This is a genomic window from Sunxiuqinia sp. A32, from assembly GCF_052690465.1.
In genome coordinates this window covers 1-22,243 of sequence record NZ_JBQYLI010000011.1, presented here as the reverse complement: position 1 = coordinate 22,243, position 22,243 = coordinate 1, and the positions used below count along the sequence as shown (strand labels likewise).

General features: G+C 39.5%; 14 protein-coding genes. 5 read left to right on the top strand and 9 right to left on the bottom strand.

From position 1 onward, the window contains the following. The first annotated feature begins 16 nt into the window (after positions 1-16). The 4 genes from sov (at position 17) to ACUNWD_RS12385 (ending at position 12,314) form a co-directional block, all read left to right on the top strand. Positions 17-7,540, top strand: a complete 7,524-nt coding sequence (sov, locus tag ACUNWD_RS12400; RefSeq protein WP_445588134.1) for a T9SS outer membrane translocon Sov/SprA — start codon at positions 17-19, stop codon at positions 7,538-7,540. Positions 7,541-7,612: 72 nt separating this feature from the next. Beyond that, positions 7,613-8,872, top strand: coding sequence for a peptidase U32 family protein (locus tag ACUNWD_RS12395; protein ID WP_445588133.1), 1,260 nt, complete (start codon positions 7,613-7,615; stop codon positions 8,870-8,872). A 129-nt stretch (positions 8,873-9,001) separates the two neighbouring features. After that, complete coding sequence (locus ACUNWD_RS12390) at positions 9,002-11,746, top strand: hypothetical protein (protein WP_445588132.1); 2,745 nt, start codon at positions 9,002-9,004, stop codon at positions 11,744-11,746. A gap of 184 nt (positions 11,747-11,930) precedes the next feature. Then, on the top strand, positions 11,931-12,314 hold the full coding sequence (locus tag ACUNWD_RS12385) for a hypothetical protein (protein WP_445588131.1): 384 nt from the start codon (positions 11,931-11,933) through the stop codon (positions 12,312-12,314). Between the two features lie 151 nt (positions 12,315-12,465). Here the strand turns inward: ACUNWD_RS12385 and ACUNWD_RS12380 are convergent, their stop codons facing one another. The 9 genes from ACUNWD_RS12380 to amaB form a co-directional block, all read right to left on the bottom strand. Beyond that, positions 12,466-13,404 (bottom strand): aldo/keto reductase, encoded by a 939-nt coding sequence (locus ACUNWD_RS12380; RefSeq protein WP_445588130.1) that lies wholly within the window; start codon positions 13,402-13,404, stop codon positions 12,466-12,468. 114 nt (positions 13,405-13,518) lie between these two features. Further along, on the bottom strand, positions 13,519-14,016 hold the full coding sequence (locus ACUNWD_RS12375) for a hypothetical protein (RefSeq protein ID WP_445588129.1): 498 nt from the start codon (positions 14,014-14,016) through the stop codon (positions 13,519-13,521). 155 nt (positions 14,017-14,171) lie between these two features. Then, a complete protein-coding gene (locus ACUNWD_RS12370) occupies positions 14,172-14,609 on the bottom strand; it encodes a transposase (protein ID WP_445588128.1) in 438 nt (145 codons plus the stop codon). 205 nt (positions 14,610-14,814) lie between these two features. After that, positions 14,815-15,282: an HAD family hydrolase gene (locus ACUNWD_RS12365; RefSeq protein WP_445588127.1), complete on the bottom strand. Its 468-nt coding sequence runs from the start codon at positions 15,280-15,282 to the stop codon at positions 14,815-14,817. Positions 15,283-15,542: 260 nt separating this feature from the next. Then, the gene (locus ACUNWD_RS12360; RefSeq protein ID WP_445588126.1) at positions 15,543-15,995 is read right to left on the bottom strand and encodes a hypothetical protein; all 453 of its coding nucleotides are present in this window, start codon (positions 15,993-15,995) and stop codon (positions 15,543-15,545) included. A 54-nt stretch (positions 15,996-16,049) separates the two neighbouring features. Further along, entirely contained in the window at positions 16,050-16,493 is a 444-nt protein-coding gene (locus tag ACUNWD_RS12355; protein WP_445588125.1) for a hypothetical protein, read from the bottom strand. Positions 16,494-16,970: 477 nt separating this feature from the next. Then, entirely contained in the window at positions 16,971-17,891 is a 921-nt protein-coding gene (locus ACUNWD_RS12350; RefSeq protein ID WP_445588124.1) for a DUF1338 domain-containing protein, read from the bottom strand. A gap of 79 nt (positions 17,892-17,970) precedes the next feature. Beyond that, complete coding sequence (locus ACUNWD_RS12345; protein WP_445588123.1) at positions 17,971-19,314, bottom strand: saccharopine dehydrogenase family protein; 1,344 nt, start codon at positions 19,312-19,314, stop codon at positions 17,971-17,973. Further along, complete coding sequence (amaB, locus tag ACUNWD_RS12340) at positions 19,311-20,864, bottom strand: L-piperidine-6-carboxylate dehydrogenase (RefSeq protein WP_445588122.1); 1,554 nt, start codon at positions 20,862-20,864, stop codon at positions 19,311-19,313. Before amaB ends, ACUNWD_RS12345 begins: the two co-directional genes overlap by 4 nt. 505 nt (positions 20,865-21,369) lie before the next feature. Here amaB and ACUNWD_RS12335 point away from each other — a divergent pair. Then, on the top strand, positions 21,370-22,170 hold the full coding sequence (locus ACUNWD_RS12335; protein ID WP_445588121.1) for an SOS response-associated peptidase: 801 nt from the start codon (positions 21,370-21,372) through the stop codon (positions 22,168-22,170). Positions 22,171-22,243 lie beyond the last annotated feature (73 nt).

The window sequence follows — 22,243 nt, the reverse complement described above, 5'->3', positions numbered from 1 at the left end:
GGCATTGAAAACGAGCTTGAAAAATATATTCCTACTAGTTATTTTTTCAGGAATAGTCAGTATGGGCTGGATCAGCAAGCCCCATACAAATTCCTATGGACCAGAGTCAATGCTGGTTCAACAAAGTGATACTTTTGATATTGACACAACCGGAGTACTTCCCTACCCATTCAAAGATGAAAAAGCTTTTGAGTATCCGGATTCGAAAGACAGCTCTGTTCTATTTCTAGATAAGCCTTCCAATGTTAAAACAGAAATAGAATACGATCCTGTCACAGGAGAGTATATTTTTTATGAAAAAATTGGAGATTTCAATTATCGGCTTCCTAAAACCATGTCTTTACAAGAGTTTGTAAAGTACGATTTTCAGAACTCCGTCAGAAATTATTGGAGACAACGAACCAACCAGGAAGACTTTGAAAATCAAGGCTCACTGGTTCCAAAATTAACAGTGGGAGGTGAAGCCTTCAGTCGCATCTTTGGAGGTAATACAATTGACGTACGACCACAAGGATATGTTGAGGTGAGCTTTGGTTACCAGATGAACACCACGGAAAACCCCGCGATTCCTGAACGCCTAAGAAAAACCCCAACATTTGATTTTGACCAGAAAATTCAAATGAATGTGATGGGGAACATCGGTGAGAAAATGAAAATGCGGGTCAATTATAATACTGAAGCCACCTTTGACTACGAAAATAAAATGAACATCGAGTACACCGGACTCGAGGATGAAATACTGAAGAAAATTGAAGTTGGAAATGTTTCTCTGCCATTGCAAGGATCTTTGATAACCGGAGGAACAAACCTGTTTGGTTTAAAAGCTGAAATGCAATTTGGCCGATTGAATCTAACCACTATTGTTTCTCAAAACAAAGGTGAAACCAAGGTTGTTGAAACGGAGGGTGGAGCACAAAAAACTACCTTTGAATTTGAAGCATCAAACTATGATGCTAACAGACACTTTTTCCTTGCACAATACTTCCGGGATCAATACGATCAGTCCCTATCAAACCTGCCAATCATCCAATCTTCCATTACGATTAATAAAATAGAAGTCTGGGTGACCAATAAATCAGGAAATTACAACGAATCCAGAAATATTTTGGCACTAATGGACCTGGCCGAACATAACCAAAATATTTACAATACAGTACCTGGATTTCAAGAAAGTGGAGGTCAGCCGTATCCTGAAAATATTTACCCTTACAACGGGGCAAATGGCATGTACGATGAATTTACGTCGAACTACAACTCAGTTCGTCAGATAGACCAAATTACTTCAACCATGGCTCAATTTTCTGCTAACAATTTTGTTGGTGGTCAGGATTTTGAAAAGATTGAACAGGCACGTAAGCTAAATCCTTCTGAATATACAATTCATGAGAATCTGGGATATATTTCCCTCAACTCTTCGTTGAATACCGATGAAGTTTTAGCTGTTGCATTCAATTACACCGCCAATGGAAAAACCTATCAAGTTGGTGAATTTTCGACAGATGGAATTGAAGCTCCGCAAACACTCGTGTTGAAGTTACTAAAAGGCACCAATCTTTCCCCTAAGCTTCCAACCTGGAAATTGATGATGAAGAATATTTACAACCTGAATGCCTTTCAATTGTCGGCAGACGACTTTATTCTGGATATTCTTTACCTAAACGATTCAACAGGAACACATATTAATTATTTGCCGGAATCTAATTTGGAAGGACATATATTGCTGGACGTAATGAACGTTGACAACCTGAATTCTCAACTTGACCCCGGTCGGGATGGAGTATTCGACTTCATTGAAGGGGTGACTGTAAACTCATCCAGTGGGCGAATTATCTTCCCGGTAATTGAGCCATTTGGTAGCCACCTGAGAGATTCAATATCGGATCCACAATTGGCAGACAAATACGTTTATCAATCACTTTATGACTCGACACAAACCCAAGCCGAGCAAGACGCAGAACACAACAAGTATATCTTAAAAGGTAGTTATAAGGGCTCATCCAGTTCGGAAATTGCATTGGGGACATTAAATGTTGCAAGAGGTTCGGTAAAAGTAACAGCAGGTGGACGTGAATTAATTGAAAACATCGACTATACGGTTGATTATACGTTGGGACGCGTAAAAATTATTAATCAGGCATACCTGGAATCTGGTACGCCTATTCAAATTTCTACGGAAAGTGAAGACCTGTTTAGTGTTCAAAGAAAGACAATGTTGGGAGCATATGCCAACTATACGTTCTCGGACAATTTCAATATGGGTGCTACTGTTCTTCACATGAGCGAACGGCCATTAACTCAAAAAATTAACTATGGAGATGATCCTATCTCCAACACGATGCTTGGAGTCGATTTAAGCTACAACACAGAATCACAACTACTAACAACGCTTATTGACAAACTACCGTTTATCGAAACGAAAGAGCCATCGGTTATCACAGCGGAAGCAGAGTTTGCGCAGTTGCTACCGGGTCACTCCAAAGTAATTGAAAAAAGCGGAACTGCTTATATTGATGATTTTGAGGCAACAAAAACATCCATTGATTTGAAAGCGCGCCAAGCATGGGCTCTGGCAAGTACACCACAGAAGCAAACCACTCTATTTCCGGAAGGAGACTTGACAAATGATTTGGCATACGGTTATAACCGTGCAAAACTTGCCTGGTACATCATTGATCCATCTTTCTTACGGAACAATGCCAACACACCAGATCACATTAAAAACGACAAAAACCAGCAATCCAATCATTTGGTACGTGAGGTTTTTGAAAAAGAAATTTTCCCGGACAGGGAAACTCCAACTGGGGTTCCAACTAATATTCCGGTTTTCGACCTGGCATTTTATCCGGAAGAAAAAGGGCCCTATAACTATGATGCACAAGCTTCTTCGTATTCAGCAGGTATAAACCCGGATGGAACACTTGCCATGCCAGAATCACGCTGGGGTGGTATCATGCGTAAAATTGAGACCAGTGATTTTGAAGCTGCAAATATTGAGTTCATTGAATTCTGGATGATGGATCCATTTGTCAATGACACCCTCAATCAAAATGAAGGTGGAGATCTGTATTTCAACTTGGGAGACATCTCTGAAGATGTACTAAAAGACTCCAGAAAAGCATTTGAAAATGGTCTTCCTGAAACTGAAGAAATAGCTGAGATCGACACAACGATCTGGGGATTGGTATCAAAAAGACAACAAATTACCCGAGGATTTGTGGCCGATGAAAATGTTAGAAGAAGACAAGATGTTGGTTTTGACGGTTTAGGCGACGATAATGAACGAACATTCTATGGAAGTTATCTCCAAACACTGGAAAACATATTGAACCAGGACGCTTTGCAGAAAGCACTTGATGATCCCGCAAACGATAATTACCACTATTATCGGGGTGTTGATTACGATCAGGAAAAATTAAGCATTCTTGATCGATACAAACGATATAACGGTACAGAAGGGAACTCTGTGAATGATGAGAATACAGGCCTTTCGCTCACCACTTCAGCATCGACCATGCCTGATGTGGAGGATATCAATGATGATAATACATTAAACGAATACGAACGGTACTATCAATATAAATTAAGTATCCGCAGGGAAGATATGACTTTGGGGAATAACTATATTACTGATATTAAACCTGCAAAAGTTCCACTTGCCAACGGGCAAGTTGGTGAAGTACGGTGGTTCCAGTTTAAAGTCCCTGTAAAACAACCCGATCAGGTATTTGGATCAATTAGCGATTTTAAATCTATCCGTTTTTTAAGGATGTTTTTAAAAGGCTTTCAAGATCCAATAGTAATGCGTTTTGCCACATTGGATCTGGTTCGCGCTGATTGGAGAAAATATACTCAGGAACTGGACAACACGCAAGTCGTGCAAACCTTTAACACCGAGTTTGATGTTTCAGCTGTTAACATTGAAGAAAATGGTAGCAGAGAGCCTGTAAACTACATATTGCCCCCGGATATTGATCGGGTGATTGACCCTGCAAATCCTCAGCTTCGTCAGCTTAATGAGCAATCGCTTTCACTAAAAGTTATTGATCTGGAACAGGAAGATGCCCGTGCTGCCTATAAAAATATTTACATGGACTTCCGCCAATATCGAAGAATAAAATTGGAAGTTCATGCTGAAGAAATTGACGGCTACCCTCTAAAAGATGGAGAACTTCAGTTTTTCATTCGGTTGGGTTCTGACTATAAATTTAACTACTATGAATATGAAGTACCTCTGAAATTAACAGAGAGTGGTGTTTATAGTGGAGATATTCTTCAAGATCGTCTGGAAGTTTGGCCGGATGAGAACCGGATTAATATTCCGCTTTCGCTTTTCACCGATGCAAAACAGGCCAGAAATGCAGACATGAGAAGTGCCGATTCTAACATTCGTATAAATGAAGTGTATTCTGTCGGTCATACGGATGAATTTTCGGGAAGTCAACGTGTGGTGAAAATAAAAGGTAATCCGAACCTTGGCAACGTGGAAGTAATGATGGTCGGTATTCGTCATAAGAAATTAGGAGACTTTAATCCGGGACCAAAATCGGCAGAAGTGTGGTTGAACGAACTTCGATTGACTGACTTTGAAGAAGATGGTGGTTGGGCTGCAAACGCTCGGGTTTCTGCCCGATTGGCCGACTTGGGATCTATAGTTATGGCAGGTCGTACCCGCACGGCTGGATTCGGTAGCATTGACCAGCGCGTTAACCAACGTGCCATGGACAATCTGGTTGAATATGATATCTCTTCAAACCTCGAATTGGGTAAATTCTTCCCAAAAGAATCGCAGGTTCGAATTCCAATGTACGTGGGAGTTTCAAAGAGTATCAGTAATCCTAAATACAATCCATTGGATCCGGATATTGAAATGAAGGATGCTCTTGATCTGGTTGATACTAAAGCAGAGAAAGACTCGATTAAAAAGATCTCGCAAGACTTTGTTAGCAGAAAAACCATCAACTTCACCAATGTGAAAGTGGATAAAATGAATAAGTCGGGTAAACCTCGTATTTACGATCCAACCAACTTTTCACTTACGTATTCCTTTAATGAATTAAATCAACGAAATATTAACACCGAGATTAACCTGGAGAAAAACTACCGGGGCTTATTCTCTTATAATTTCAACAATCGTCCAGACCTTATTGAACCTTTCAAAAAGGCAAAGTTCCTGAAAGGAAGCATGTTCCGTTTGATCAAGGATTTCAACTTCTACCCAATGCCTACGCAAATATCCTTCAGAACGGATATGTACAGGCATTACAAGGAAGTTAAGTTGAGAAATATTACAAATCCAAACCTGATTCTACCACGAACGTATGAAAAGGATTTCATTTGGAATCGTTATTTTGATCTGCGGTACAATCTGACACGTACTTTAAAGATTGACTTTTCATCGCAAGGGACTGCCCGTATTGACGAGCCTGCTGGAAGAATAAACCGAAGTGACGACGATTATGAATTAAAACGTGACTCAATTATCACGAACTTGCTAAATCTTGGTCGTCCGGTTTTGTATCATCATATGCTCAATGCGTCATATGTCGCCCCATTGAATAAAATCCCAATGTTCAACTGGATGACCTTATCAGGTCGTTACCAAGCCATGTATGATTGGCATGCAGGTCCAATAACCGACGAAACCATCGAATTAGGTAATGTAGCCGAAAACTCAAGAGTTGCTCAGGCAAATGGTCAAGTAAGCATGCTAAACCTGTACAACAAAATACCTTTCTTAAAAGAAGTAAACCAAAAATTTGGTGCCTCTACCCGCTCGGCCAGAAGCTCGCGAAGCAGGGCGAGAGCAACTCAACAGCCAACAAAAAAGCAAGAAGAACCACGCTTTAAGCAAGTTGAATTTGAAGATAAAAATGTCAGTTTTAAAGGTAAAACGGCAAAAACAATCAACCATAAATTAAGAACAGAAAGTGTTGAAGTGATTGTTACTAGTCCATCTGGCCAGCCGGTCAAGGGAGAAACAAAAATAATGAGCGAGAACAGGGTCGTTTTCACTCCCGAAGAAGATGTAAAAGGAGCAAATATCCTGGTTAAAGGAAGGCGAGAAATGAAGGACGATATTGGACTTAAAATAGCCCAATACACTGCTCGAACCCTAATGAGTGTGAAAAACCTGACCATTTCCTACTCAACTTCTGATGGTACCGTAATGCCTGGTTTTATGCCTGAGCCTACCATTTTTGGATCAGGAAGATATACTCCTGATCCAAGCAGATTTGGAGATATTGCCTCAAGTACAGCGCCTGGCTTGCCTTTCCTTTTTGGATGGCAGGATAAGAACTTTGCAAGAAAAGCTGGTGAAAAAGGATGGATCACCAATGATTCAACCCTGAATTCTCCATTCCTGATGAATCATAACGAAACATTCAGTATCCGGGCAAATGTTGAACCTTTACCATTCTTGAGAATCGATATTAATGCCAATCGTTCATACTCCGAAAATATAAGCGAATTCTACAATTACAATTCGTCAACAGGGGCATTTGAAGCTCAAAACAGAACATTGCGCGGAAACTTCTCCATGTCTATCAACACATGGAACACCGCCTTCGACAAAATGGGCGACGCAACTGTTGAAGCTTCTGATGCATTCCAATCAATGTTAGACAATCGTATTACAATTGCACGCCGTTTGGCAGCAAACCGAATTCCAAATGCAGCTGCAGGCTATGATCCAACAGCAACAAATGCAGAAACCGGATTTCCGGAAGGCTTTGGTCCAACATCTCAGCAAGTTTTAATTCCTTCATTCATTGCGGCCTACACCGGACAAAGTGCTGAAAAAGTTGCACTTGATCCATTCCCTTCCATTAAGTATATGCGACCCAACTGGCGCATCACTTATGATGGTATTGTTTCCCGTATCGAAGGCCTGAACAAGATTGTTAAAACACTTAATTTCAGTCATGCATACCGGTCTACCTATAACGTTGGGTCATTTATTTCCAATTTAGGATATGACGAATCTGTTTATGGAGATGGTTTTAGCTATGTAACCAACCAATTAAATGGAGACTTAGTCAATCGCTTTGATATTAATTCAGTAAGTATCAATGAGCAGTTCAGTCCGCTGATCAATATGGATGTGACCTGGACTAATGATCTAACAACAAGAGCTGAAATAAAGAGAACACGAAACTTAACTTTAAACTTTGCAAACAACCAGCTGACAGAAGTTCTTAGCAATGAGGTGATATTTGGTGTTGGTTACAGATTCCAGCGCATGGATTTAATTGTAAAAACAAAAGGTTCTCAAAAATCATATTCCAATGACTTGAATATACGGGCAGATGTTTCATTCCGCAAGAACAAAACACTGTTGAGGAAACTGTTGGAACCGGGTCAACTTACCGCCGGACAAAATGCTATCACGATAAAAACAACTGCTGATTACATGCTAAGTGATCGATTCCAATTGCGTGTTTATTACGACAAAGTGATTAATAAGCCATTTACATCCTTGTCATTCCCAACATCAAACACCAACTTTGGATTAAGCTTCAGGTTCACCTTAGCTCAATAGTATTTGCCCACAACCCACTGTTGGAGAGTGCCAAAATAAATGTAATTTTGCCGATCTAATTGATTTACCGACATGGAAAGAAGAGATGTTGAAATTATGGCTCCGGTAGGTTCCTATGAATCACTGGCTGCCGCTATTCAGGGAGGAGCCGGTTCGGTTTACTTTGGAGTGGAGCAATTGAATATGCGTGCCCGATCATCCAACAATTTCACACTGGAAGATCTGAAAAATATTGCAGAGAAAGCGCATTCAAATGGTGTAAAAACATACCTCACGGTTAACACCGTTATTTTCGACAACGAGATTGAAAAGCTGCACCGAATTATCGACGCTGTAAAAGAAGCAGGAATATCTGCTATTATTGCCAGCGACATCTCAGCTATTTCCTATGCCCGATCAATTGGAGTTGAAGTTCACATTTCAACACAGGTCAATATTACCAACTTTGAAGCGGTTAAGTTTTATGCACAATTTGCTGATGTAGTCGTTCTTGCCCGTGAAATGAATTTAGGACGGGTTTGGGAAATCAGCAAACAAATAAAAGAGCAAAATATTACCGGTCCAAAAGGAGAATTGGTGAAATTGGAAATGTTTGTGCACGGTGCACTTTGCATGGCCGTTTCCGGGAAATGTTACCTGAGTTTGCATGAAATGAGATCATCGGCCAATCGTGGCAGTTGCATGCAAACGTGCAGAAGAGCATACACAGTTACCGATAATGAAACCGGGGCAGAGTTGGAGATTGACAACGAATACATCATGTCTCCGAAAGACTTAAAGACTATACATTTCTTAAATAAAGTGCTTGATGCAGGCGTTTCGGTTTTAAAAATCGAAGGTCGGGCACGTTCTCCCGAGTATGTGAAAACAGTTGCTGATTGTTACCGTGAAGCTGTTGACGCGTATTTTGATAATGACTTTACAGATGAAAAAATTGCGAACTGGGACGAACGGTTAAAAACCGTTTTTAACCGTGGTTTTTGGGATGGATACTATCTTGGCCAACGTTTGGGTGAATGGAGTAAAAACTATGGTTCAATGGCCACTCAGCGCAAATTATACATTGGCAAAGGAATGAACTACTTCCCTAAAATAAAGGTGGCAGAGTTTAAAATGGAATCCGGAAATCTAAAAGTTGGTGATCAAATTTTAGTAACCGGTCCTACAACCGGGGTTGTTGAAGCAGAAGTCAAAGAAATCAGGGTTAATTTAGAGCCAGTTGAAGAAACCCAAAAAGGTGAATTCTTTTCAATTCAGCTAGACGAAAAAATTCGACGTTCAGACAAATTGTATAAAATTGTAGGTGCCAGCGAAGTGCATCAACGAAAGTAAGATTTATCCTTTTAAGTGCTGAATTCAGCGTTTATTAAGAATCAATTGTTTGTATCTTCTCTGAAATTCAGTGAGTCAACCTTTTATTCTACTTAGCATTCTTTGTATTTTTGAGCTAAAACACGGTTTATGCGTAAATTTGTCTTTCCAGCTATTCTTATTTTAGTTATTTTGGTTGGTGCTTTCTTCATTTATCTTACCAATCAAAGTAAAAACTATTCAGAAAATTCAGCATTTAAAGCCGTTCCACTTCATACGCCCCTAATTGTTGAAGTTCCCCAGATTAAAGATTTTCTGAACGAACTCAATGAGAAAACTCCCTTGATTGAAGAGCTTCAATCCATCAATGAGCTTTCAAAATTCTTCCAGGAAATAAATGTGTTAAGAAATCTATTCAAGGATAATAATACAGCTCGAAAACTATTTCAAAGCAAAGCAGCAGTTATCTCTTTCAATTTTGCTGGGAAAGATGAAATTGGTTCGTTAATCGCTATCAGCCTGAACGACCGTTCGGAAAGAAACCAAATTTTAAGCCTGATTAATAACTATCCGACTGGTAAATTCACCAAACGTATGTATGACGATGTTGAAATTTATCGATGGACCAATGATCAGCAAGAATATCATTTTGCAGTTAAAGATGGTGTTTTTCTGTTTAGCCATTATGCTCTGTTTGTTGAAGAAGCAACCCGTCAACTCTCCGCAGAAAACATACTCAATCAAAAACAATTTAAGGATTTATACGGCACTGTTGGAACCAGTTCCGATTTCAACCTTTATTTTAACCACGATAAATTTCCGCAATTAATTGGCCGGGCTATTCCCCGCGATTTCAGAAAGTCTGTCAATGCATTTGGGCAGTTTGCCGACTGGTCTGAGTTGGATGTAACAATCGATGAAACGTCCCTGTTAATGGGTGGATTCAGCTTTTCAAATGACTCCAATAATAACTATCTGAATGTATTTCGAAAACAGGAAGCAGGTCGATCGGGAATGGAAGACGTAATTTCGGCAAACGCCAGTTTCTTTATCAATTTAAACCTGGATGATTTATCCGTTTTCTTTCAGGATTATGAAGAATTCCTGAAAAAACAAGGTGACTTTTACACCCGGGAAACTGAATTGCAAAAAATTGAAAAAGCCGGCAAAAGTAATTTCATCAAACTTTTCACCGAAATTGCTGATGACAATTTTGCTATGGTTTTTGGAAATGTCACGCAAAATCAACCTACTTCAAATCGATTCTTTATCGCAAGCGTAAAAAGTCAGTCGCAAGCCAGAGAACGACTGTTAAAAGTGCTCGAGAATAATGCAAAAAGCGAAAAAAGAACATTAAAAGATTTGAAAACCAGCTATCAAATTCAGAATGAACAATCTTTTGATATTTATGAATTTCCATTTGCGAACTTACCCCAACTACTTTTTGGCAAAGCATTTACAGGTTCTCAAAGTAATTACCTGTGTTTTTACGAAAATTACCTGATCTTTTCGGATAATGTTTCTTCTATCAAAAACTATATTCACGATCTCGTGCTATCCGAAACGCTTGACAGGGACATTCATTATAAAAAATTCGAACAGCAATTAGCATCAAAATCTACCTTCTATTTATACCTGAATTTTTCGAAAGCATTCTTTTTAAAAGATTATTATTTGAATGAAAAATTTAGCGAAGTACTGAAAGAAAATGAGGAATCTATTCGCAAATTTCATGCTTTGGGCTGGCAATTCTCTGGTAACTCCGGGCAATTTTTAAATAACCTGTACCTAAAGTTTGATCCGGTGCTAAAAGAAGAACCACAAACCGTTTGGCAAAGCAAACTTGATAGCACTGTGGCTATCAAACCTCAATTAGTCGACAATCACAATGATCCTAAAAACAAGGAAGTCATTATTCAGGACAATAAAAACAATCTGTACCTCATCAACAAAGAGGGTGTACGCTTGTGGAAAGTAAAACTACCTGGCAAAATTATGAGTGAAATTTACCAGGTCGATTTCTACCGAAATGGCAAGCTGCAATACCTGTTCAACACCAAAGATAAGCTTTACCTGATCGATAGGAATGGTAATAATGTTGCTCGTTTCCCAATTAATTTCCGATCTCCTGCAAGCAATGGGGTGGCATTAATTGACTACGATAACAACCGCAATTATCGCTTCTTTATCGCCTGTGAGAATAAAAAGGTTTATGCGTATGATCGGGAAGGTAAAATTGTCAATGGATGGAAATTTGGAGGAACTGATAACCTGGTAAGTCAACCCATCAAACATTTTCGTGTGAACATGAAAGATTATATTGTTTGTGCTGACCAATACAAAACATACATTCTGGACAGGCAAGGTAATATAAGGGTTAAAACTGCGGGGAATTTCGAGCACTCAGGAAATGATCTATTCCTGACTAAAGGAACGACACCTGCTATTGCGACTACCGATATCAATGGTGAAATCCATCTCCAATATTTTGATGGCGCTTCTAAAACTCTAAAAACTGAAAGCTTTGGAAAGGATCATTTTTTCCTTGCCAGAGACGTTAATGCTGACGGTAAAAGTGACTACATTTTTGCCGATGATAATAAGCTATATGCTTTTTCAGATCAAGGGAAGAAATTGTTGGAACGACGCTTTAATTCAGCGATCTCCGAAAGACCAAACCTCTATATCTTTTCCAATACAGACCGAAAAATTGGCGTAGTCTGTAGAAAAGAAAACCGCGTTTACTTAGTAAACTCTAACGGAAATATTTATGAAGGATTCCCTCTGCACGGAAATACTGATTTCAGTATCGGTTATTTCAATCGCTCTAATTCATACTTTAACCTGGTTGTTGGAAATGAAGACAATAGCTTTTTCAACTATAAGGTTCAATAATATGTACTATTAATATGATGGCTTCACATATTTAAATAGTTAAATTTTTATTTAGATTGTTTATTAACTACTCGATTTTAGGCTGTTTGATCTCTTTTATCAATCAAGTTTTCTATTTTTATTGACAGCGATTGATGGTTTGATAAACATAAAATAAACGACTTAAAAAATTAATTCACTGGTTATGAAAATTATTGTTGTTCTTGTTATTGCAGTGTTCTTCTTTTCATTTTGCCCAACAGCTGAAAAATTAGAATCAACCACCCATAATGGATTTCTAATAACAATCGAAGACCATACCACCCGAACTTTTCATAAATATTTAGTTGAAAGCAAAGATTCTGTAAATATTATTTTCAATGAATTTTTTAATTCAGAATTGGAACTTGGCGTAGTTGATCGCCCGATGTCAATTGACAACGGCAAGCACGAATTTTTTATCGCCCGGGTAAACTTGTTTACAAAACCGAATGGTAAGAAGAGTTTCAAGAATCTGAAATATCCACCTATATACATTAAATCAAAAGATAGAAAGCAGCGGGAGCAGCGAGATCCTGTTTACATGTAGATTGTTATTGAATGTAAGCTCTGCGAATGCAGATCTACAATCTGGACCCAATTATGTAGCAATTCAAATCAATTCGAACGTGTTAAGGTGTTTGCTTTGCAAACAATACTTGAATTGCAAAGCTGTGCTAGCAGAGAAAACAAAATTGCACTTACACTTTGTCCTTGTACCACTCGTGTTTTCCTCCCTGAGCGTAGCTATATGTTTTGCTTAATAGCGAAGCAATTTCATCTTCTGTCATCGGTTTAAAATTGCGGGTAATTTCAAGGTTTTGTCGCAGATATTCTATTTTATCCATTCCCGAAACGACCGTTGAAACCGGTAAAGTCATCACAAAACGCAAACTTTCTTCAATGCTTGCAATCCCTTCATTCACAATTGCCCCTGATGCAGCTGTTTTCATTGCAATAATTCCAATATTTTTTTCTCGAAGGATTGGAATTATTTCCTGTGAAAAGCTCAGATAATGGTGATCCAGAACATTGATTGGCATTTGAACTGTTTCCCAATCGAAACCTTTATCAAGCATTGCCTTGTGGATATCGGGGCGTGTATGCCCGGTAAAACCAATATGCCTTATAATGCCTGCCTCTTTCTTCTTTTGCACATAATCGAGTACACCACTCGAATATATTCTTTCAACAGCATCAAGACTTTCTATCTCATGAAATTGCCACAAATCAAGGTAGTCCGTTTGCAATCGTTTTAAACTGGCTTCCAGGTGCTCCTGAGCTATTTTCGGATCGCGGCCATGGTGCTTGGTCATCAGCAGAGCCTTTTCGCGATAACCATCCCGCAAGGCTTTACCCATGAGTTCTTCACTTCGTCCTTCGCTGTAGTGCCATGCATTATCGAGGAAATTAATCCCATTATCAATGGCCTCTCGGATGATTTTTACAGAATCTTTTTCAGTAACAGACCTTTTACCAATGTGTGCTCCTCCAACACTGAGCAAAGAGACTTCCAATCCGGTTTTACCCAATGTACGATATGGAATACCATTTTTTGTAAAAGAATAGGATATACCAGCCATAGACATCCCGGCCATGCTGGCAGCTGTTGTTTTTATAAAATCACGTCGCTTCATCATCTTTTTCTTTAAACAACAATGCGATTGCAGATTTAGTTTATGGCTTGTATATGAGCCTACTACCACTTGATGATTTACCTACCAGTGCCAGTTATGGATGTAATTCATTCAACTTTAAACCTTAGCATGAATATTTTCTTGTTCAATCCTTTTCAATTGAGTTGACAGTGTTTTCTTGATATCTGTATGGTTGGCTGAAATGATAGTAGCGTAAATCGCAACGATGATGAAACTAAAAATTAAACCTACCGTTGATGAGGAAAGGTAAAATGGGACATTAAAGATAAATCCCAGGATTAAGAATTTCATTAAACTACCGAATGGTATTTCAAACGAACAATCTATTCGAATCTTATTTTTTTCTTCGTGTAAGGTTCCTTTTGCCAGTATTTCGGTTCTAAAGCCGTTTATTTTAGGCTTGTACAAATAAATGGAAAAGGAATTGCCAAGCTTTCTTCCTGCAAAAATATTATCAAAACTCGGGAAATATTGAGTTGAATAACTGATCTCCGGATTAACATTCTGACCAGCAGTAATTTTATCTAACTCGTTCCACAAAACCTCCTTTTTGATTCCGTCTAACACGTATTTTTCTTTGCTCAGTACAATCATCGAATTTGACTTTAATTAAAACATTGTCCACAGATCCGCGCTAAAGAGAAGTCAACAATAAAGAATAAGGCTTGCTGAAACGAATTAAAAACCTTATCAAATAAAGTAACCTCAGTAGTGATTTAATAGCCCAAAGATACCGAACCTTATTGACCTTATTTCTTCAAAGTATGTTGATAATGATCAACAAATTTTTGATATTCTTCTGCGAAACTGGTTTTCTTATGATGATGGGGCTGGTTCAGAATATACTTACAAACGTTTTCAATATCAGATTTTGACACAGAAAATGCTGATGCCGATTGTTGCCACTTAAAATTTCCTGTAGAGAGGTTATTTTGATTGATGAATTGTTCAGAACTGTCTGCAATTATAGTAGCTAACTCTTCTTCTGATAGTGAAGGTGACCGTGACACGAGAAGATGAACATGTTCCGGGTTTGCATAAATCGCGTATAATTTTGAGGAATTGTTATTGACTATTCCTGTGATGTACTTCTCAACTCGCACCCGGTTTTTTTCTTTTATCAGGGGAATCCTTTGGAAGGTTGAAAATATATAATGAGTGTACAAGTTGTTGTATTCTATTCTCATAGAAAAAATAATAAGGTTGATTATTGAGGTGGCCTCAAGCTACTAAGGTTACTTTATTTGATAAGGTTTTTTATGCTGAGCCCCTAATTGCACTGCCATTTTAGATAACTGTATTTCAAAACTATTCTTTGTTTTTCAAACAGAACATGGTTCGCAGATCCGCGCTAGCTTATGAAGGAAGCGTTCATATACTATTTAAAAGTTTTTAATTCCTTAAGGTTGCCTTGAGCCTGTTTGGTGATTTGAAGTATGCAAAAACATCTATGATTGAATGACAGGCAATATCTGCAGCTAATAATGACTCAACAGAAACACCTTCGTCCTGAATAACAGCAATACTTATGACTGCTTCCTTCATCATCAACCTATCATTTCTACCATTTCCGACACAAAGCGTTTTATCTTTTCCCAAACCCAGCACATAATCCAGCTTGGCAGCATCCTGCTTGTCCTTCGGAATAACAACCACCTTGCAGTTTACAGAAGCTAGCTCTCTTTCAACCGACCCAAAAGTATCTGCTGTTAAAACGTGAAAATTTAGTTTGCCGGATAGCTCATTTATTAATGCAGCAACACCTTCAATCAACTTGCCGTCAATTGCGATTGTGCCGTTGTAGTCCAATACAACATTTTCTATTTCAATAGTATCATTTCCGGGGATTTCAAAAATCATATGCTATTCTTTTTTAATCAAATAATTCCTCGTCGCTTACAGCGAGGTTCCCTTGCACAGTCCCCCAAAAGAGGAGATATCAGTCGACTGACTGACAGAGAGGTTAATAAAGAAAATTCGTGTTTCAGCTTTTGAGCTGAAGAAAAGTTGGCGGAAATCCTCCTTTCCCACAGGGATAGTCAACTTTAAGAATTTTCTTGTTCCATCACTCAAACTTACTTGCTTTTGCATACAAAACACGGATCGCAGCTCCAAGCTAACTATGGGAATTCCAATTTATCTTTAATCTCAATAATAGAAGTAGTATTCTTATTAATCTCATCAGCATGTTCATTTAATGTTTTTAATAAATTATCTACGTTAATTGCTGGAAGCTTTGCAGTATTTTCTGCAAGTTTCTTCACTTTTTGGCTAAGACTGCTTGCACTTTTAGCAATCTCAGTAACTAATTCATTTAGTTTGGTGATTCTCTGATCATGTTCAACAAGAACTTTTACATTAGCCTGTAAAGATTCATTAAGGCTATTAAGAAATTCACTTTGATGGGATCTGACATTGCCACCTGCTTCTAATAATTGAATGATTGATTTTAAAAGAGTTAAGATACCACTTACTTGACTTTTACTATCAGTTGATTCTTCAAGAGTGTCAATAAATTCTCTTATCGTAAAGAATACTCCGCTCGTCTCCTCAGATATTTGTTCTGTTTGCATTTTTATATTTTTTAGTTTTGCTATCGATTTAATATCAAGTCATTATGAATCTTATTAAATATTTAAAGAATCTAATTGTTCATTTTTGATGGAATCAAGTTGATTCTGATTCTCTTGAAGTTCTATTTTTGGTTTTACTTCTTCTGATTCAATGGATATTGTTTTTTCTTTATTTAAAAATAAGTGAAACGTTTGAACACATCCAAAAAATAATCCTGCTAATATTCCTGTATATGTTATAGCTCGATAGATGATTTTATTTCTTTTCTTCTTTTTATTGTATTTCAGCCATCCACCTTTTCGACAGACCTTTTTACCTAACGAAGTCAGATGCAAGTGTCTCTGAATATTTGTTGTCAACAATCTATAGGTTGTGATCATTAAATTTAAATATTCCCTATTTTGATAAAAATGGGAGCCTGATTTGAAATCAATACAGTATTTACCTGATTTGCAAATATCAGATAAGATTTGGTCTATTTTTTCATCTGTCGTCATTGTTCGATATTACAAGTTTACCAATCGGTTTTTCAAAAACCGAAGATGTGGGTTAGCCAAAAATTTAAAACCATCCTCGGTCTTTTCAATAAAAAGCCAACCACCAATAAATTTCGTTTGTTCGAGATTGGGGCAGTTTGTAGTTTTTCCAAATCAGTTCCTAATTTACAAAATTTCAATCCTGTAACTGACCCAGATCAAAAACTTACTATAAAATAATTATGAACACTGGTGCGGATGGGGGATTTCGTTATACGATGGTGCCATTCATCCAAATTTCAAAAAGTTAGGCCATGGCATCGCGCCATTGCTTAGAAATTCAAAAAGTGGAGGCATGGCAATGTGCGATTTGGAAAAATCTTAAAAATTTGGCACGTGGCATCTTGACAAATAATGAAATATTGAGAAAGAAGCAAACGGCAGAGTAAAAAGATTATTTAGGGGATGACTTGAAGTCACCTCCTAAATAATCAGTTGCTATTTTTTGCTGGTCATATCAAACAGGTGGGTGGCTTGTTCGCCAAGGAATCCGGAGAACATGATCTGCTTCCCATTGGATTCAACCAAGCCACGTTCTGCCAATTCGTAGTAGGCGTAAGTCCACGGTATTTTTCCAATGGAACCATCCACTGTAGTCACTTCAACCATTTCGCTTACCGCTTGTGTTGAGGATTGCTGCAGCTTACTGCCCTTTTGCCCTTCAATGGTTTCTTTCATAGGGACGCCAGCTTCGGCAAGTGCTTCGCAGGTCGTTTGTAAGTCGGGCCATTCTTTCACCTCCTGAAAATTAATAAAGGCCGTAAAGTGGTTAACCGAATTACCATGTAAAAGGGTCCATGCTGCGTATTGTGAAACTTCATTGAGCTTTTCAATACTCCTTTGCTTAGGAATACCCCACGGACGGGTAAAATAGCCGGGAAGCTCATCCAGCAAATGTTCGGCTTCGCTTTTTTCCAATTCACCATCAACGGTCAGTTTGCGAATTTCTTTCTCAGCCTGGCTCGTTAACAGGTAAGGGGAGTTTTCAACCTGTTCATCAATTAATTTCTGTGCCCAGCCTGGTAGTTCAGCGACTTCAAGCTGACTGATAAATATTTTGGGAAATAGCGGATTGGGATGCTGAAAGTGAATAGCGTTCAATTTTTTCTGTCTAAACGTATAGTGTCCTGCAGGTTGGTATCCAAGCGCCAGGAAAATGTGGCGTATGGCTTCAATTCCCGATGGTTGCTCGCCAGTATTGGTATTGAATGTCCGAAATGCGATGTGGTCGTTTACCACTTTCCCACCTTTTTCCTTAACCAAACCGACATAGGTTTTTGCATAAGAAACCCGTTTGAGGTATTTTTTCCACAGGGCATCCAAAAGGGCGGTCAAAATTTCATTTCTATTTGATTTCATATTGGGTAGAATTTAAATGAATTGATTCTTAAGATTGAATTTATCGTATATAGCAAATAACCATCCAACAGTTTATCGATCATCTGTGATCCTTTTTTAGAATTGTGTGAAATTTAATTCCATAGTTTTCCAGCTCGTCGAGGATTGGACCGTAGATTTCAGGAAGCGTGGGAATGAGCAATCCCGGTTGTTTTATTTCATCAGTCAAGAGCAGTTTTGCAGCCATTCCCATGGTCAATCCAACGGTTTTAGCCATCGCTGTAAAAATCTGATCATCACCAATGACAACAAGAGAACAGTGTTTCACGAGACGCTTTTTTGTTACAGCATCTAAGTAGGTAAACTTGTGCCACATAACCACCATATCCTTATCATCGGGTTCGAGCTTCCATTTTTCCCTGATGATTTTCTCCAAAACCTGCGCAGGAGTAGCCTTTTTCAGACCAATCGGAGTATCGTCAAAAATGCCCAGCCACTTTAGTTTGACAATGATACTGGAATCCTGATCGATTCGCTGATCATGGAAAAGCTTGGTTTCAACGGAGTCGCTTGGGTGGTAATACAAAAATGAATTTACAAAGTCACGGTACGTCATCTGGTCGATGTTCTTCATCTCGTAAGTGTCATCTGTCATTCCCAATTGCACGAAGACATTCCATGCCCTGCTAAATCCGGGACGCCGAAGCGTTCCCCTGTAAATAGTTGGCACACCCTGAAGATGATAGCGGTCAATGTACTTTAACGAATCCCGGTTGGCATAACCTTCGAAAGCCCCGAATCCTTCAATATTGATACGTTCCGTCCGTTTAAAAACCCGGTTGTACGGAATGTACTTGTATTTGCCCTCTTGCAGAAATTTAACAGTTCCTTCCTGACCGGCCAATACCACATTGCGTGGGTTCCATGTTAGCTTGTAATGCCAGGGATTGTTGTCCGACTCAGGGGCAATCAGCCCGCCTGTGAACGATTCAAATCCGAGCAATTGATGTCCGGCAACTTTCAGAGAATCAATCTCTTTCATTGCCGACATGTGGTCAATCCCGGGATCAAGTCCCATTTCGTTAAGGAATATCAGCCCTTTATCTCGAACTTCCTGTTCCAATGCTTTCATATCATCTTTTACATAAGATGGAGTAAGCAGGTTTTTCCCAAATTCCAGGCAGTAGTTTGCCACCAAAATATGAAATCGTGCAGGTAGCATAGAAATAACCAAATCAGCTTTTCGGATGGATTGTTTGCTGGTTTCCGCATCGTTGATGTCAAAAGGAATCATCTGCACGGCCTCTCCCAACCGCCTTTTGGCAGCTTCAATATTCATATCACCAATGGTAATTTCCCAGTGATAATCTGATGATTGTTTTTGCAAATAATTAATCAGACTGGTGGACGAACGTCCGGCTCCTATGATTAAGATTTTCTTCATACCTTAAATTCAATTCCTTGTGCCAGGGGAAGATCGGTGCTAAAGTTGATGGTATTTGTTTGTCGCCTCATATAGGCTTTCCATGCATCTGAGCCCGACTCGCGGCCTCCACCGGTATCTTTTTCTCCGCCAAAAGCACCGCCAATCTCTGCTCCGGATGTGCCAATGTTGATGTTTGCGATGCCACAGTCAGAACCTTCATGCGATAGGAACTGCTCCGTTTCCATCAGGTTGTTGGAAAACATTGCCGATGACAATCCTTGAGGCACGTCGTTGTGCAAAGCAATTGCTTCTTCCAAAGAAATGTATTTGATCAGGTAAAGCAGGGGTGCAAAGGTTTCTTCCTGAACAATTGGATAGTGATTCTGAACCTCGGCAATGGCCGGCACCACATAACAACCCGACTCATAACCCGGGCCTTCTTTTACAGTTCCGCCGCAAAGAATTGTTCCTCCCTGGGTTCTCACTTGATCCAGCGCATTCAAATAATTCTCCACCGCTGATTTATCAATCATGGGGCCAACCAGTGTTTTTGAATCCAGCGGATGACCAATTCGGATGCTTTGGTAAACGGCAATTAATTGGTCTTTCAAACTGTCGTAAACAGATTCGTGAATAATAATTCGTCGGGTTGAGGTGCAACGCTGTCCGCAGGTGCCCACCGCACCAAAAACAATTGCCCGAATGGCCATATCCATATTCGCATCTGGAGTAACAATAATGGCATTGTTTCCACCCAACTCAAGGATGGCTTTTCCAAGCCTGCTTCCGATCAAACCACCTGCCTTTTTGCCCACCTTTGTTGATCCGGTGAAAGAAATTAAAGGAATGTCTTTATCGCTAAATAGCTCATCACCCAAATATTTTGAGCTGGTTGCCACCAGGTTGACAACTCCCTCGGGAACTTCGTTTTCCTGTAAAACTTTGGAAATAATTTGATGAACGGCAATGGCGCACAACAACACTTTTGAAGATGGTTTCCATACAACTACGTCTCCGCAAACCAACGCAAGCATGGTATTCCACGCCCAAACTGCAACCGGAAAATTGAAAGCAGAAACGACTCCAACAATGCCCAGTGGGTGGTACTGATCATACATACGGTGATTCCTTCTTTCAGAGTGCATGGTGTACCCGTAAAGTTGCCGTGACTGCCCCACTGCAAAATCGCAGATATCAATCATTTCCTGAACTTCGCCAAGCCCTTCCTGGTAGATTTTCCCCATCTCGTAGGAAACGAGCTTTCCTAGAGGCTCTTTGTACTTTCGCAATTCCAACCCAATTTGCCGGACAATTTCACCGCGCGCCGGAGCGGGTATTTTTCTCCATTTCTGGAATGCTGACTTGGCAGTATCGGTCACTATTTTGTAATCTTCCAGGGTGGCTTGTTTGATCCTTGCAATGATTTGTCCATCTGCCGGTGACCACGAACTAAGTTCTTCGCCGCTTCCGGGGAACCATTCTGTGCCGGTGCAGATGCCATCGTTTACAGACTTGATTCCCAGCTTCTGGAATGCTTTCCTGATTTCAAATTGATCTTCTGTTTCCATAATGACTACGATTGAATGTTACATATCAAGGCTTTCAGCCTGTTTGGGGCAGTATTCAAGTAATCACTTTTTTTTATGAAAATGAATGATGAATATCAGCAAAGAAGACCTGATCATTTGCCTAACGACATGGAATCGAATCGATGAATAGGTTAACTACCAAGAGCTTATTTTAACATGAAACTATAATTATGCCTCACCCCAAGCTTGCTTTGCCCCTCTCTACTGTTTGAGAGGGGAAGAGTTTGATCAACCTGGAAGGATTGTATCCAAGTCAGGGGAGAGTCAGAATGTCAAGCCTTTCATTTTTTCAATCCTCTTACTCATAATCCATGGCTTTCATCGTTTTTGTGTAACCCTATTTTAAGACAAGTTAAAATGACCCCAACGGATTGAGATATTATAGCCCCGGAGTTTAACCCGGGGTTGGATTGGCAATGCTCGCTGAACCTTCAATTCGCTGTTTTTGTTTTCTTTAGCAATAGTATCATTAAAAATTGCAATCATGTGTTACGATGTCAAAGCACGCTTATATACCCAACTTAACCGGGCGAAAAGCCTGAATGATAAGAAGAAGATTAAGGAAATTGTGGAAAAGCTTCGGGAAATGGGGGCCGAAGACCTGTTTCACTGCTCGGGTTTTGAGCATCCCGCTATTTTGATTTACACAAAGGAACATCCCGACGATCCGGTTCTGGCGCGCTGGGGTTTCGTGCCCGAAAACACCAAAGATGAAACCAAACAGATGGCTATCTGGAACAAAACCCTCAATGCCCGGGGCGAGGACATGTTTGAAACCTGGTCATACAAGCAATCAGCTCACGATAAACGGTGCCTCATTTGTGTGGACGGTTTTTACGAGCACTACCACTACAAGGGCAAAACCTTCCCCTACTACATTCATAACAGTAATAACGAACCCATGACTTTGGGTGGCATTTGGTCGGAGTGGGAGAATAAGGAAACGGGCGAGAAGCTGAAAACATTCTCCATTGTTACCACGAAGGGAAACGACCTCATGGCCCGTATCCATAACAATCCCAAGCTGGATGGCCCGCGCATGCCACTCATCCTGCCCGAAGAGGCTATTAACGACTGGCTGTCGGTGGAGGTAAAGTCGGAAGCCGATAAAAAACGCATCCTTGATTTGATAAAACCGTTCCACGAAAAAGAACTCTCTGCCCATACTGTTCGGCGACTCCGCGGGAAGAATGCCGTAGGCAATATCCCCGAAGCCAGTAACCAGTTTGACTACCCGGAATTACCCAAGGAGGATTCGAAAAATGATGAGCTGAACTTGTTTTGACTCGTCCTAAAAAAAGTTTACAGGTTATATATTCAAATTTATCTGTTTTTTATAATAATTCTTCCATCTTTTT

Bases quoted from the DNA above. Each gene is read 5' to 3' on its own strand.
- ACUNWD_RS12355 (WP_445588125.1), bottom strand. From the start codon at position 16,493: ATGACGACAGATGAAAAAATAGACCAAATCTTATCTGATATTTGCAAA.
- ACUNWD_RS12380 (WP_445588130.1), bottom strand. From the start codon at position 13,404: ATGATGAAGCGACGTGATTTTATAAAAACAACAGCTGCCAGCATGGCC.
- ACUNWD_RS12385 (WP_445588131.1), top strand. From the start codon at position 11,931: ATGAAAATTATTGTTGTTCTTGTTATTGCAGTGTTCTTCTTTTCATTT.
- ACUNWD_RS12365 (WP_445588127.1), bottom strand. From the start codon at position 15,282: ATGATTTTTGAAATCCCCGGAAATGATACTATTGAAATAGAAAATGTT.
- ACUNWD_RS12360 (WP_445588126.1), bottom strand. From the start codon at position 15,995: ATGCAAACAGAACAAATATCTGAGGAGACGAGCGGAGTATTCTTTACG.
- ACUNWD_RS12345 (WP_445588123.1), bottom strand. From the start codon at position 19,314: ATGAAGAAAATCTTAATCATAGGAGCCGGACGTTCGTCCACCAGTCTG.
- ACUNWD_RS12390 (WP_445588132.1), top strand. From the start codon at position 9,002: ATGCGTAAATTTGTCTTTCCAGCTATTCTTATTTTAGTTATTTTGGTT.
- ACUNWD_RS12395 (WP_445588133.1), top strand. From the start codon at position 7,613: ATGGAAAGAAGAGATGTTGAAATTATGGCTCCGGTAGGTTCCTATGAA.
- ACUNWD_RS12350 (WP_445588124.1), bottom strand. From the start codon at position 17,891: ATGAAATCAAATAGAAATGAAATTTTGACCGCCCTTTTGGATGCCCTG.
- ACUNWD_RS12335 (WP_445588121.1), top strand. From the start codon at position 21,370: ATGTGTTACGATGTCAAAGCACGCTTATATACCCAACTTAACCGGGCG.
- ACUNWD_RS12370 (WP_445588128.1), bottom strand. From the start codon at position 14,609: ATGAGAATAGAATACAACAACTTGTACACTCATTATATATTTTCAACC.
- ACUNWD_RS12375 (WP_445588129.1), bottom strand. From the start codon at position 14,016: ATGATTGTACTGAGCAAAGAAAAATACGTGTTAGACGGAATCAAAAAG.
- amaB (WP_445588122.1), bottom strand. From the start codon at position 20,864: ATGGAAACAGAAGATCAATTTGAAATCAGGAAAGCATTCCAGAAGCTG.